This is a genomic window from Kerstersia gyiorum, from assembly GCF_004216755.1.
Classification (GTDB): Bacteria; Pseudomonadota; Gammaproteobacteria; order Burkholderiales; family Burkholderiaceae_B; genus Kerstersia; species Kerstersia gyiorum.
Genome location: NZ_SGWZ01000001.1, coordinates 1,338,244 through 1,351,224, shown reverse-complemented (window position 1 = coordinate 1,351,224; position 12,981 = coordinate 1,338,244). Strand labels below are relative to the sequence as shown.

General features: G+C 62.6%; 11 protein-coding genes. 1 reads left to right on the top strand and 10 read right to left on the bottom strand.

All coding sequences use genetic code 11. From position 1 onward, the window contains the following. Positions 1 to 11: 11 nt before the first annotated feature. Positions 12 to 1,214, bottom strand: a complete 1,203-nt coding sequence (locus tag EV679_RS05965; RefSeq protein ID WP_130486691.1) for a multidrug effflux MFS transporter — start codon at positions 1,212 to 1,214, stop codon at positions 12 to 14. Positions 1,215 to 1,460: 246 nt separating this feature from the next. On the opposite strand from EV679_RS05965, the gene EV679_RS05960 reads away from it, so the two are divergent. Further along, entirely contained in the window at positions 1,461 to 1,805 is a 345-nt protein-coding gene (locus tag EV679_RS05960; RefSeq protein WP_068366253.1) for a DMT family transporter, read from the top strand. Positions 1,806 to 1,835: 30 nt separating this feature from the next. Here the strand turns inward: EV679_RS05960 and EV679_RS05955 are convergent, their stop codons facing one another. The 9 genes from EV679_RS05955 to gyrA form a co-directional block, all read right to left on the bottom strand. Then, positions 1,836 to 2,363: a DUF1543 domain-containing protein gene (locus EV679_RS05955; RefSeq protein ID WP_207224894.1), complete on the bottom strand. Its 528-nt coding sequence runs from the start codon at positions 2,361 to 2,363 to the stop codon at positions 1,836 to 1,838. Between the two features lie 173 nt (positions 2,364 to 2,536). After that, entirely contained in the window at positions 2,537 to 2,866 is a 330-nt protein-coding gene (locus tag EV679_RS05950) for an integration host factor subunit beta (RefSeq protein ID WP_068366257.1), read from the bottom strand. 6 nt (positions 2,867 to 2,872) lie between these two features. Next, entirely contained in the window at positions 2,873 to 4,585 is a 1,713-nt protein-coding gene (gene rpsA / locus EV679_RS05945) for a 30S ribosomal protein S1 (RefSeq protein WP_068366260.1), read from the bottom strand. Positions 4,586 to 4,685: 100 nt separating this feature from the next. Beyond that, the gene (gene cmk / locus EV679_RS05940; protein WP_068366263.1) at positions 4,686 to 5,372 is read right to left on the bottom strand and encodes a (d)CMP kinase; all 687 of its coding nucleotides are present in this window, start codon (positions 5,370 to 5,372) and stop codon (positions 4,686 to 4,688) included. Positions 5,373 to 5,386: 14 nt separating this feature from the next. Beyond that, entirely contained in the window at positions 5,387 to 6,754 is a 1,368-nt protein-coding gene (aroA, locus tag EV679_RS05935) for a 3-phosphoshikimate 1-carboxyvinyltransferase (protein WP_130486690.1), read from the bottom strand. Next, complete coding sequence (locus tag EV679_RS05930; RefSeq protein ID WP_130486689.1) at positions 6,699 to 7,610, bottom strand: prephenate dehydrogenase; 912 nt, start codon at positions 7,608 to 7,610, stop codon at positions 6,699 to 6,701. Before EV679_RS05930 ends, aroA begins: the two co-directional genes overlap by 56 nt. Before the next feature lie 79 nt (positions 7,611 to 7,689). Further along, positions 7,690 to 8,793, bottom strand: coding sequence for a prephenate dehydratase (gene pheA / locus EV679_RS05925; protein WP_068366269.1), 1,104 nt, complete (start codon positions 8,791 to 8,793; stop codon positions 7,690 to 7,692). After that, entirely contained in the window at positions 8,786 to 9,916 is a 1,131-nt protein-coding gene (serC, locus tag EV679_RS05920; RefSeq protein WP_130486688.1) for a 3-phosphoserine/phosphohydroxythreonine transaminase, read from the bottom strand. The genes pheA and serC overlap by 8 nt, the downstream gene beginning before the upstream one ends. A gap of 6 nt (positions 9,917 to 9,922) precedes the next feature. Beyond that, positions 9,923 to 12,640, bottom strand: a complete 2,718-nt coding sequence (gene gyrA, locus EV679_RS05915) for a DNA gyrase subunit A (RefSeq protein ID WP_068366276.1) — start codon at positions 12,638 to 12,640, stop codon at positions 9,923 to 9,925. Positions 12,641 to 12,981: the final 341 nt, after the last annotated feature.

Sequence of the window (12,981 nt, the reverse complement as noted above, 5' to 3'; positions counted from 1 at the left end):
CCGGGCGGGCCTCACGCCTTGGCGCGGTAGAAACACTTCCACAGCACGGCCGCTGTCGTGCCGCAGATCGCCATGGCGAACGTCATCGGGTAGGCCGTGCCATTCTGTGTCGCCGCCACCACACTGCTGACCACGAAAGCCAGGCTGAACTGCAGCACGCCTATCAAGGCCGAACCGCTGCCCACATGTTGCATGCTGGCGCTCAATGCAACGGCTGCCGCATTCGCACCGATAAAACCCAGCGTGCTGATCGTCAACCAAAGCGGCACGAACAGCAACGGCAGACTATGCAGACTGACCGACAGCACCGTACAAATACCGGCAGCCGCGTTGACGCGCAATGCCCAAGCCAGCAGGCGGGCTGGCGGAAAACGCCGCAACAGCCGCCGATTGATGGAAGCGCCGACAATCAGCGCGCAGGCGATAGCGGCAAACAACAGGCCGTAAGTCTGTTCGTCGGCATGATGCAACTGCATGAATACGAACGGCGAACCGGTAATGAACGCAAACATGCAGGCCTGCGCCATGCCGCCCAGGATAGCGGGCACCACAAAGGCACGCGTGCCCAACAAAGTGCCCCAGGTGCGAAACACACCGCCCAGGCTGGTACGCCTGCGCGCTTCCGGCGGCAGCGTCTCGGGCAGATAGCGCCATGCCAGCACCCAGCAGCTCAGGCCGAACAGCAGCATGATCACGAAAACGGCGCGCCAACCCATGTGGGTAACAACAAAACCGCCGACAATCGGGCCGAGAATCGGCGCCAGCGTGACGATCGCCATCATGAGTGACAGGGCGCGCGCGCTTTCCCGGTCATCGTACAAGTCGCGGATGATGGCCCTGCCGATGACCATGCCGGCGGCACCCCCGGCGGCCTGCAGGAAGCGCAGCAACATGAAAAAGCGGATATCCGTCACCACCAGGCACAATACCGTCGCTACGACATACAGGCTGACACCCACCATCAAAGGCCGCAAGCGGCCATAGCGGTCTATCATCGGGCCATAGACGGCCTGGCCGCAGGCCAGCCCCAGGAAAAATACCGACAGCGAGCCTTCCACGCCGCCTTCCGGTACATTGAAATACTTTTCCAGCAAGTGGAAGGCAGGCAGATACATATCCGTCGCCAACGGCGCGAATGCCGTCAGCATGGCCAGAATGACAATAATGCCGCCTGAAGAAACTGCCCGTTTTTGCCTGTTTATTGGCTCAGCCATCTATTCTTTCCTGATTGAAACGACAAGCGCCAGCCTGCCGGCCGGCGCCTTTGCGTCATGATACGGAGTCTTCCGGCTAGGCGTAAACGCTGTTTTCAGCGCTGTCACACCCGGGCCGGACTCCCCTGCACGGTATCGTGCAAACATTAAAAAAGCCATGATGCCCCTACGCTGCGCTACGATTTCAACTACCGCGCACGAGCGCCGGCTGCCATCTGGCGGCCCTTCACCTGGAACACCCGCAGCATGTCACCCACCGCCGCCAGCTACTGTTATCTGCTGATCGCCATCGTCGCGGAAGTCATCGCGACATCCACGTTGAAACTCTCGAACAGCTTTACCCGCCCCTGGCCCAGCCTGATCACCATCCTTGGCTACGGCATTGCCTTCTACTGCCTGTCCCTCAGCCTGCGCACCATGCCTACCGGCATTGCCTATGCGATCTGGTCCGGGCTGGGTATCGTCCTCATCTCGCTGGTGAGCTGGCTGTTCTTCCGGCAATCACTGGACTGGCCGGCAATACTCGGCCTGGCCTTGATCATTGCCGGAGTGCTGGTCATCAATGTCTTTTCCAAAAGCCTGGCGCACTAAGCAGCGGGCCAGGGCAATCCGGCCCCCGCTTCATCCAGCCGTCCGTGCCGGAACACCTATCGGCTGGTAGCCCTGCCAGGCCGGCTCCGCCTCCCTGCCATCGGGGTTCACGTTCAGATGGATATGCCAGCCCCCCAGCTCGTTCAGCATCAGGCAATCATCCACGTCCTTGAGGTTGTCGCGGTGCTGGTGGCCAATACCTGGCAGCAGGCGCTCTAGCGCCCGGCGTTTTGCCGTCGCAGCGTCAGGGGCAACGAACAAGCCATATTCATGCTGCTCTGCCAGGGTGTCGGCGCGATAGCCACCCACATTCACGAAGAACAGGCGTACCTGTGCTGCAGCGGGCGGCGCAGGCAGCAAGCGGACATCATGCCCATCCGCCCATTCGATCACGCTGTATCCATCAACATGGATTTTGTCGGGGTCGCCAAACCAGGCCTGGCGCAACAGCGGCCAGGCTGCTTCGGGCCGATCCACGGCAGCAAACTGGATATCATGAACCTCGATGTTGGACCGGCCGGCATTGCCGCCGACATAGAACATGTGCAATTTGACCAATTTCTCTCTTCCCGGACAGGCCAGCCATCACTGAACGATACTGCCTGTCGCAGGCAGTGAAACAGAAAAGCCGGTTCCCGCTGTAGCAGGAACCGGCTCTTTTACCGATGACATCAGTTCACTCCGGCGCATGGCCAGAAACGCCGTCATCGCAGTTCGGTGGCCAGGCCACCTTATTCGAAGGGGACTTCTCCGACTGCTTGCGCAGCACTCTCGCCGGGCTCGGATTCATCGACTTTTTCCCGAAGTTCCTTGCCCGCCTTGAAATGCGGAACCTTCTTGCCAGGAACCATCACGGGTTCGCCGGACTTGGGGTTGCGGCCCACACGGGCCGCACGCAGGGACAGGGAAAAGCTCCCGAAGCCCCGTATCTCGATGCGCTGACCCGAGGACAAGGCCTGGGTCATGGCATCAAGGACGGTCTTGACCGCATAATCTGCATCCCTGGCGGCAAGCTGAGGATAGCGTGCCGCCAGGATGGCGATCAATTCCGACTTCGTCACCGCTTCTTAACCGTTGTCGCGCTGGAGATCCAGCTTGGCCTTCAGCAGCGCGCCCAGGTTCGTCGTACCCGACGAAGCGCTGGCTTCGGACATGCGCTGGATGGTTTCAGCGGTTTCAGCGTTGTCGCGAGCCTTGATCGACAGCTGGATCGAACGCGTCTTGCGGTCGATGTTGATGATCATGGCGTCGATGTTGTCACCGGCCTTCAGGGCGGTGGTTGCATCTTCGACACGGCCTTGCGAGATTTCGGAAGCGCGCAGGTAGCCTTCGACATCCACCGACAGGGTCACGACTGCGCCCTTGGCTTCAACCGACTTGACGGTACCTTGAACCACGGCACCCTTTTCATAGGTGGCAACGTAGTTGTTGAACGGATCGCCTTCCAGCTGCTTGATACCCAGCGAGATGCGTTCCTTCTCGACGTCGATGCCCAGAACCACGGCGTCGACTTCGTCGCCCTTCTTGTAGTTGCGCACGGCTTCTTCGCCCGATTCCGTCCAGGACAGGTCGGACAGGTGCACCAGGCCGTCGATGCCGCCTTGCAGGCCGACGAACACGCCGAAGTCGGTGATCGACTTGATGGCGCCGCGGACCTTGTCACCACGCTTGAAGTTCGAGGAGAACTCTTCCCACGGGTTGGCACGGCACTGCTTCATGCCCAGCGAGATACGGCGACGGTCTTCGTCGATTTCCAGGACCATGACTTCGACTTCTTCGCCCAGGGTGACAACCTTGCGCGGATCGACGTTCTTGTTGGTCCAGTCCATTTCGGAAACGTGCACCAGGCCTTCGATGCCGGCTTCCACTTCCACGAACGCACCGTAGTCGGTCAGGTTCGTGACCTTGCCGAACAGGCGGGTGCCTTGCGGGTAGCGGCGGGCCAGGCCGATCCAGGGATCTTCGCCCAGTTGCTTGACGCCCAGGGAGACGCGGCTCTTTTCCTGGTCGAACTTGAGCACCTTGGCTTCGACTTCCTGACCCACTTGCAGGACTTCGGAGGGGTGACGGACACGGCGCCATGCCATGTCGGTGATGTGCAGCAGGCCGTCGATACCGCCCAGGTCAACGAACGCACCGTAGTCGGTGATGTTCTTGACGATGCCCTTGACCACAGCACCTTCGTGCAGGGTTTCGAGCAGCTTCTGACGGTCTTCGCCCATGGTGGCTTCCAGCACGGCGCGACGCGACAACACGACGTTGTTGCGCTTGCGGTCGAGCTTGATGACCTTGAACTCCATGGTCTTGCCTTCGTACGGCGTCGTGTCCTTGACGGGACGCAGGTCAACCAGCGAACCCGGCAGGAAGGCGCGGATGCCGTTGGTCATGACCGTCAGGCCGCCCTTCACCTTGCCGGTGATGGTGCCGGTGACCAGTTCATTGTTTTCGAGCGCCTGCTCCAGTTGCAGCCAGGCCGACAGGCGCTTGGCGCGGTCACGCGACAGGATGGTGTCGCCGTAGCCGTTTTCGAGGGAGTCGATCGCGACGGAAACGAAGTCGCCCGGTTGGACTTCGACTTCGCCCTGATCGTTCAGGAACTCTTCCAGGGGGATCAGCGCTTCGGACTTCAGACCGGCGTTGACAACGACGAAATTGTGGTCGATGCGCACGACTTCAGCGCTGATGACCTCGCCGGAACGCATGTCCTGGTTCTGGACGCTTTCGGCAAACAGATCGGCGAAGCTACCGCCGGCTTGAATAATGGAAGAATTGGCAGACATTGAGAATCCACAGCGGCCCGAGGGCCGTTTGTTACACGCCCGGCAGGGGATCAGCCGGCCAGGCGGAGTTCACGAAAAGCCCAGGCGACCCTTGCGGCCCCTAGGCAACGATTTCGGACCAAAGCTGCAATATGGCCCGGGTGGTTTCCTCGGCTGTCCAGTTGGACGAATCGAGGGTTATTGCATCCTGCGCAGCCACTAGCGGCGCCACACTGCGATGGGTATCGCGCGCATCGCGCTCGCGCATGTCGCGCAAAATATCCTCTAGATTAGCAGAAATCCCTTTGTCACTCAACTGCTTAGCCCTGCGTCGTGCGCGTGCCTCGGCATCCGCGACCAGAAATATCTTCAAAGGGGCATCGGGAAACACGATAGTGCCCATATCCCGGCCGTCTGCCACCAGGCCCGGCACCTGCCGGAATGCCCGCTGGCGGGCCAGCAGCGCCTCGCGCACGGGCAGCAGCGCTGCGATACGCGATGCCCGGTTGCCCACGGCCTCCTGGCGTATGGTTTCCTCGACACGCTGTCCGGCCAGCCAGATCGCCCCACCATCGAAACGCACGTCCAGGCTGCGTGCCGCCTGGGCCAGCCCATCCAGATCCTCATCGGCGATCCCGGCCTGGCTCGCCGCCAGCGCGGTCAGTCGATACAGGGCGCCGCTATCGAGCACCTGCCAGCCCAGCGCGCTGGCCACTGCCTGCGCCACCGTGCCCTTGCCGGACGCAGTCGGGCCATCAATCGTGATCACAGGCGCCGGCGTACTGTCCGTGCTTGGGAAATTCTTCATGAAACAAGCTCCAGCTATGCCACCAGACGGGCATAGACATCGAAATAATCAGGGAAGGTCTTGCTGACGCAGCCTGGTTCCAGAATGCGCACCGGCACCGGCCCGAAGGCAGCCAGCGAAAAGCACATGGCCATGCGGTGGTCATCCCAGGTACCGATGGCGGCCGGCTTCCATTGCTCCGGCCCAGGCGGTACGACACGCAGCCAGTCAGGCCCGGACGTCACCTCTGCCCCCAGTTTCCTCAATTCGGTTTCCATCGCATGGATGCGATCGGTTTCCTTGACGCGCCAGCTGCCAATGTTGCGCAAACGACACGGTCCGTCCGCAAACAGCGCCAGAACAGCCGTCGTCATCGCGGCATCGGGGATCAGATTGAAATCCATGTCGAAGGCACGCAGGCGCTCGCCCCGCGCCACATTGACACCCTCGGCTTCCATCCAGTCATCGCCACGCCGGATGGTGGCGCCTATCTGCGCCAGCGTATCGGCAAACCCGATATCGCCCTGCACGCTGCGCGCGCCCACGCCCTCGACCCGGACCGGACCACCACCGATGGCCCCCAGCGCCAGGAAATAGGATGCGCTGGACGCATCGCCCTCGACCAGATAACGGCCAGGCGACACATAGCGGCTGGCCGCAGGCACCAGGAAGCTGGACCATCCGTCCTGCTCCACCTGGACGCCGAAATCGGCCATCATCGCCAGCGTGATGCCAATATAGGGCTTGGAAATCAGCTCGCCCGCGACGTCGATGCGCAATGCCTTGCCGGTACGCTGGACATGCAACGGCGCAGACAGCAGCAACGCCGTCAGGAACTGGCTGGAAACATTGCCCTGCACGCTGACGCGATCGCCGCCCTGGCCCGCCACACCCTGACCGATTTTCAGGGGCGGATACCCCTCGGCCCCCAGGTAATCAACCCTGGCGCCCAGGACGCGCAAGGCATCGACCAGGTCGCCAATGGGACGCTCGCGCATGCGCGGCACGCCATCCAGGCGGTAATCGCCGCCATGCAGCGCCAACGCCGCCGTCAGCGACCGGAATGCGGTCCCTGCGTTGCCCAGGAAGAACTCAGCCTGGCGGGTGGCGAACTCGGCCACGCCATCGACAGTCACTTCACCTGCCCCGCGCTCCTGCACCCCGACACCCAGCCCTGCCAGGGCATCGAGCATGACACGTGTGTCGTCGGATGCCAGCACGCCGCGCAACTCGGTACGCCCAGGTGACAAGGCCGCCAGCAGCAGCGCCCGGTTGGAAATGCTCTTGGAACCCGGCAGCGCCAGGCTGCCGCGCGCCTGCGTCACCGCAGGCAAATCGAGAAAATGTTCAGTCACTGCGCTTGCCCCCCGGCTGCCATGCCCGCCGCGCCTGCGCGGCCTCATCCAGCCACTGCTGCAGGGCGTCGCTATCCGTCCGGTCCAGTGCCGCCTCAAGGCGATCCAGCGTCCGGCGCAACGCCCGCAGCTCGGCCTGCATGGCTGTTTTGTTCGAAATGAATACGTCCCGCCACATTTCCGGCGAACCGGCCGCGATGCGGGTGAAATCCCGGAAGCCGCTACCCGCGAGTTCGAAACGCAGATCGGCGTCTTCGCCGGTTTCAAGATAGTGCACGTAGGCCGCGGCCAGCCAGTGCGGCAAATGGCTGACAGCCGCGAACACGCCGTCATGGCGATCCGGTGTCATCAGCCGCGTGCGCGCACCACAAGCCCGCCACAGGCTGGCCACATGGGCCACGGCCTGCGGATCGTTCTCGGGCAAAGGCGTGAGGATGACATTCCGGCCGCGGTACAGATCGGCGTCTGCTGCCTGCGGGCCTGTCGCATGCGAGCCGGCAATGGGATGACCGGGAACGAATTGCGCGACCTTGTCACCCAGCGCCAGGCGTGCCTGTTCGATCACGTCCGCCTTGGTACTGCCGGCGTCCGTCAGCACGGCCCGGGAAGACAGGGCATCCTTCATGCCCCCCAGGATCGCGCCCATGGCGCTCACCGGCGTGGCCAGCAGAATAATGTCGGCCTCACGCGCCGCCTGCTCAGGGCTGGCAACCGCGTCGATCAGGCCAAGGTCCAGCGCCTCGTCCAGCGACTTGCGCTGGCGCCCCACGCCCAGCACCCGCCCAACCCGCCCGGCAGCACGCAGGCCGGCCGCAAAAGAGCCGCCGATCAGGCCGACGCCAACGACAGCCAGTGTCTGGCAGACACCGGTCCCATTTCCATCCGCTGCAAGCGGTGAGTTCATCGTTGCAAAGCTTCCCATCAAGGCATCAGTGAAGCCCGCGACCGGGTTGGCCGGCGCCGGCCATGCCGACCCCTTATCGTCACGCCAATTGCTGCGCGGGATAAGAACCAAGGATCTTGAAAAAGGCAGCGCGTTCCTGCAATGCCGCCAGCGCACCGGCGACATTCTCATCCGCGCGATGCCCCTGCACATCCACGTAAAAATAATATTCCCACTGGCCGGTGCGGGCCGGGCGCGATTCGAAGCGCGTCATGGACACGCCAAAGCGCGCCAGCGGGGAGATCATGTCATAGACGGCGCCAGCGCGATTGGGCACGGCAAAGACCAGACTGGTCTTGTCGCCACCGCTGCGTTCGGCATCGCGCTTGCCGATGGCAAGGAAACGCGTGCGATTCTGCGCATCGTCCTGGATGCCTGCAGCCACAACCGCCAGCCCCCAGACTTCGGCCGCACTCTCGCCTGCAATCGCGGCAATCGACGGGTCGGCGGCCGCCAGGCGCGCCGCTTCCGCATTACTGGAAACCGCATCCCGCGGCACGCCGGGGTATTCACGATTCAGCCATTCCTGGCACTGTGCCAGCGCCTGGGGATGCGCCAGGATGCGCTTGACCGCATCCATGCCGTCACGCGCCATCAGGCAGTGGCGGATCTGCAACGAATGCTCGCCCAAGATCTTCAGCGGGGAATGCAACAGCAGATCCAGCGTGCGGTTGACCGCCCCTTCAGTTGAGTTCTCGACCGCAACCATGCCGACATCCGCCTGCCCTGCCTCGACGCAGCGAAATACTTCGTCGAAATTGGGGCACGGGATGCCCTGGGCCGAATGGCCGAAATGGCCAAACGCCGCCTGTTCGGAAAACGAACCCTGAGGCCCGAGGTAGGCCACGGTCAGCGTACGTTCCAGGCCACGACAGGCGGAAATGATTTCCGTCCAGATGGCCGCGACGGCCTCATCGGGCAAGGGGCCGTCGTTGGCCCGCTGCAAGGCGCGCACGATCTGCGCTTCGCGCTCGGGGCGCAGCACCTGGCCATCATCGCCCTTGGCACCTGCGGCTTCCTTGACCTTGCCCACTTCCTGGGCCAGGCGTGCACGGCGCGATACCAGGCCGAGGATCTCGCGATCCATGGCATCTATGCCTTCGCGCAAGGGCCGCAGTTTTGCGGCAAGCGACTCATCAGCCATGGCGACGCTCGAACTCCTGCATGTAGCTGATCAGCGCGCGCACGCCTTCGATGGGCAGCGCGTTGTAGATGGAGGCACGCATGCCGCCGACGCTCTTGTGACCCTTGAGCTGCATCAAGCCGGCTTCCTGCGCCCCGGCCAGGAATGCCGCATCCAGCGAGGCATCACGCAGTACGAAGGGGACGTTCATGCGCGAACGCACTGATTTTTCCACCGGGTTGCGATAGAAGCTGGTGCCGTCCAGATAGGAGTACAGCAGGTCGGCCTTGGCGATATTGGCCTGCTCGATGGCAGCCACGCCCCCCTGCTCCAGCAACCACTTGCACACCAGGCCCAGCATGTAGATGCCATAGGTGGGAGGCGTGTTGAAACTGGAACGGGCTTCGACCACGTTCGCGTAGTCGAACGCGGATGGACAAATCGGCAACGCATGGCCCAGCAGGTCCTTGCGCACGATCACCACGGTCACGCCAGCCGGGCCGGCGTTCTTCTGCGCGCCGGCGTAGATCAGCCCGGCGCGGGACACATCCATGGGGCGCGACAGGAAGTGCGACGACGCATCGACCACCAGTTCGGTATCCGGCGCCCCCAGGCTGGCCAGCTCGGGCCAGTCGACGAACTCGACGCCGCCGATGGTTTCATTGCTGCACAGGTGCACATAGGCGGACTCGGGGCGGACGTGCCAGTCCTGGGCTTGCGGCACCCAGGTCCAGGCTGCCTGCTCAACGCCGCCGAGCACGGTCACGCTATCGCTGGCCGCAGCGACCTGAACATCGCCGTAGCGCTGCGCTTCCTTGAAGGACTTGCGCGACCACTGGCCGGTCAGCACGTAATCCGCAGACTTGGTGCCGCGCAGATTGATCAGGTTCATCGGCACGATGGCATTTTCCGCCGTCGCGCCACCCTGCATGAATACCACGCCGTACTCTTCCGGGATCGACAGCAGCGTGCGCAGGTCGGCTTCCGCTTCGTCGCAGATCTGGATGAACTGCTTGCCGCGGTGGCTCATTTCCATGACGGACATGCCACTGCCATGCCAATCAAGCATTTCCTCGGCGGCGCGCTTGAGCACCGCTTCAGGCAATACCGAAGGTCCTGCCGAGAAATTCCATGGTCTGGCCATTTCGCCTTACTCCTTTGCTTCTTCGCCCGCCTGCGGGTCTGCCGAAGGCGCCTGTCCGGCCGGATCCTGGCCATCAGTCGCGCCGTTTTCCAACGATTCCAACTCTTCCGCTTCGTCCGCGTCGCTTTCCGCGACCCGGCGCACGCCGGACAGCACGCTGCCATCATCCACGCTGATCAGTGTCACGCCTTGCGTGGCGCGGCCCATTTCGCGGATTTCTGCCACCCGGGTGCGCACCAATACGCCGCCAGTGGTGATGAGCATGATTTCATCCTCGGGCTGCACCAGCACTGCGCCCACCACCTTGCCATTGCGAGCCGTGGTCTGGATCGCGATCATGCCCTTGGTGCCGCGCCCGTGGCGCGTGTACTCGACGATGGACGTACGCTTGCCATAGCCATTCTCGGTTGCCGTCAGCACGCTGGGCTGCAACCTGCCATCGACTTCGGCCACGACTTCACCGCCTTCTTCCGGCAGCACTTCGGCGACCAGCAGCGCGATCACACGCTGGCCGTCTTCCAGCATCATGCCGCGCACGCCACGGGCATTGCGGCCCATCGGGCGCACATCGTTTTCGTCGAAGCGCACTGCCTTGCCAGCGTCGGAGAACAGCATCACGTCATGCTTGCCATCCGTCAGGTCGGCGCCGATCAGGTAGTCGCCCTCATCCAGGTCGACCGCGATGATGCCTGCCTTGCGCGGGTTGGAGAAATCGGACAGCGGGGTTTTCTTGACCGTGCCGCGCGACGTCGCCATGAAAACGTAGTGGTCTTCGCTGAACGCCTTGACCGGCAGCACCACCGTGATGCGCTCGCCATCAGCCAGCGGGAACATGTTGACGATGGGGCGGCCGCGCGAATTGCGCGAGCCCTGCGGCACTTCCCACACCTTCAGCCAATAGACGCGTCCGCGGTCGGAGAAGCACAGCAGGAAGTCGTGGGTATTGGCAATGAAGAGCTGGTCGATCCAGTCGTCTTCCTTGGTGGCCGACGCCTGCTTGCCACGCCCGCCGCGACGCTGCGAGCGATACTCGGACAGCGGCTGGCTCTTGATGTAGCCGGATGCAGAAAGCGTCACCACCATATCCATCGGCGTGATCAGGTCTTCGGTATCCAGTTCCGTCGCATTGTGTTCAATGGTGGAACGACGCTCGTCCTTGGCACCGAATTCAGCCTTGATGGCCTGGAGTTCGTCGCCGATGATCTGGTTGACGCGCTCAGGACGCGAAAGAATATCAAGCAAATCCGCCACCAGCAGCATGACGTCGCGGTACTCGCCGACGATCTTGTCCTGCTCCAGCCCGGTCAGGCGTTGCAGGCGCATGTTCAGGATTTCCTGAGCCTGGACTTCGCTCAGGCGGTACAGGCCGTCGGCCTGCATGCCGAATTGCGCTTCCAGCCCTTCGGGGCGATAGGCTTCGCGCCCGCCCGGGGTTTCGCCATCGGCACGCGCGAGCATCTCGCGCACCACTGAGGAATCCCAGGTACGCGCCATCAGTTCCTGGCGCGCCACCGGCGGCGTGGGCGCCGCCTTGATGATGGTGATGAATTCGTCGATATTGGCCAGCGCCACTGCCAGGCCTTCCAGCACATGGCCGCGCTCGCGCGCCTTGCGCAGCTGGAACACCGTGCGGCGCGTCACCACTTCGCGACGGTGCAGCAGGAAGTACTGCACCAGCTGCTTCAGGTTCAGCAGGCGGGGCTGGCCATCGACCAGCGCCACGAAGTTCATGCCGAAGGTATCCTGCAGCTGCGTGTTCTTGTAGAGATTGTTCAGCACAACCTCAGGCACTTCGCCACGCTTGAGCTCGATCACCAGACGCATGCCGTCCTTGTCGGACTCATCGCGGATATCGGAAATGCCTTCGATCTTCTTTTCGTTGACCAGCTCGGCAATGCGTTCCTGCAGCGTCTTCTTGTTGACCTGGTAGGGCAGTTCATCGACGACAATGGCCTGGCGGTTGCCACGTTCCATGTCCTCGAAGTGAGTCTTGGCGCGCATGATCACACGACCACGGCCCGTGCGGTAACCTTCGCGCACGCCGGACATGCCGTAGATGATGCCCCCGGTAGGGAAATCCGGCGCAGGAATGCGCTCCATCAGCTCATCGACCGAGCACTCCGGGTTGGCCAGGCAATAAAGGCAGCCCTCGACCACTTCGGACAGGTTGTGCGGCGGGATATTGGTCGCCATGCCGACGGCAATACCGGAACTGCCGTTGACCAGCAGGTTGGGAAGGCGCGACGGCAACAGCAGAGGTTCCTGCTCGCTGCCATCATAGTTAGGCCCGAAATCCACGGTTTCCTGGTCGATATCGGCCAGCAACTCATGGGCGATCTTCGCCAGGCGGATTTCGGTATAGCGCATGGCAGCCGCACCATCGCCGTCGATGGAGCCGAAGTTGCCCTGGCCATCCACCAGCATGTAGCGCAGCGAGAAGTCCTGGGCCATCCGGACGATGGTGTCATAGACCGCCTGATCACCGTGAGGGTGATATTTACCGATGACGTCCCCGACGATACGCGCAGACTTCTTATAGGCGCGGTTCCAGTCATTGTTCAGCTCATGCATCGCAAACAGCACACGGCGATGCACAGGCTTGAGGCCGTCTCGCACATCAGGCAGTGCCCGTCCGACGATCACGCTCATGGCGTAATCGAGGTAGCTGCGGCGCATTTCGTCTTCCAGCGATACGGGAAGTGTTTCCTTGGCGAAGGAATCCATAGTTGTGGCGGCTATCCAAAATCAGTTACTGCCCACCGGCATGCAGCGCAGCGCTCCCGGGATGGGAATGGCGCCGCACTATCCCGCGCCATCGCAACAGCGCTGGCGGGCAGGCCTCGTACACACGCACGAAAGCATGGCGGACTAAACAGGCCATTCTAGCATTGGCGGCCAAATTCCATGGTTTTCCACCTGACACCGCGTGCAATCCGGCGCAAAAGCCGGCTGACACCCATCCCCCTGGGCATTGTTGCCAAAAACCAACAAGAAAAATGGCCCAACTGCCAGAAATCCACAAAGGAAAGGTCAATCGCCCCACGCCGCAAGACGAAAGCGACGAA